At 74.8% G+C, this 1,046-nt stretch carries 1 protein-coding gene; it reads left to right on the top strand.

Annotation, left to right across the window (positions count from 1 at the left end; all coding sequences use genetic code 11):
• Positions 1–19: 19 nt before the first annotated feature.
• The coding region (locus tag CCN39_RS42120) for a beta-ketoacyl [acyl carrier protein] synthase domain-containing protein (RefSeq protein ID WP_244211254.1) at positions 20–1,046 on the top strand (1,027 nt) is incomplete at its 3' end.

The following is a 1,046-nucleotide window of genomic DNA, read 5'->3' as shown; positions in this document are numbered from 1 at the left end:
CGGCGCGTCGCTGCCGGGCGTGGCCGACTTCGCCGCCGAGTTCTTCGGCTACAAGGCGCGCGAAGTCGACGCCATCGACCCGCAGCAGCGGATCTTCCTCGAAGCCTGCTGGGAAGCCCTCGAATCGGCCGGGCACCCGCCGCGCCCGGACGGCCCGGTCACCGGGGTCTTCGCCAGCAGCGCGGCCGGCAACTACTCGGCCGCGGTGTTCGCGGCGCGGGTCCGCGACGAAGGACTCGCCGCCGCGGTGGGCGACTTGGACCTGACCCTCGGCGGCCAGGCGGACTTCATGACCTCCCGCGCCGCCTACAAGCTGGGCCTGCGCGGGCCTTCGGTGAGCGTGCAGACCGGGTGCTCGTCGTCGCTGACGGCGGTGCACTACGGGACGCTCAGCCTGCTTTCCGGCGAGAGCGACCTGGTGCTCGCGGGCGGGGCGACGGTGCTCGACCCGCTGCTGGGCTACCAGCCGGCGCCGGGTGGGTGGGTGTCGGAAGACGGGTACGTGCGGTCGTTCGACGCGAAGTCGAGCGGGACGACGTACGGCTCGGGCGTCGGCGTCGTCGTGCTGCGGCGGCTGGCCGACGCGCTCGCCGACGGTGATCCCGTGCTGGCGGTGCTGCGCGGCACCGCGGTCGGCAACGACGGCGGCGACCGCCTCGGGTACGTCGCGCCCAACCTGGACGGCGTCGCGGATGTCGTGGCGGCCGCCCTGCGCGTGTCCGGCGTCCCGGCCGGGCTCGTCCGCTACGTCGAGGCGCACGGCACCGGGACCCCGTTGGGGGACCACGTCGAACTGCTGGCGCTGGCCAAGGCGTTCCGGCTGAGCACCAGGGCCACCGGCTACTGCGGGCTCGGCTCGGTGATGGCGAACATCGGGCACCTGGGCCCGGCGGCGGGGATCGCCGGGTTCATCAAGGCCGTGCACGTCGCCCGCACCGGCGTCCTGCCCCCGCACCCGGCGTTCGATTCCCCGCGCGACCCGGCCGAGCTGGCCGAAAGCCCGTTCCACGTACCGACCGAGCGGGACGTCGACCCGGCCGCCGACC

This window comes from Amycolatopsis kentuckyensis, from assembly GCF_002155975.1.
GTDB lineage: Bacteria > Actinomycetota > Actinomycetes > Mycobacteriales > Pseudonocardiaceae > Amycolatopsis > Amycolatopsis kentuckyensis.
This window is presented reverse-complemented; position numbering and strand designations above follow the sequence as displayed.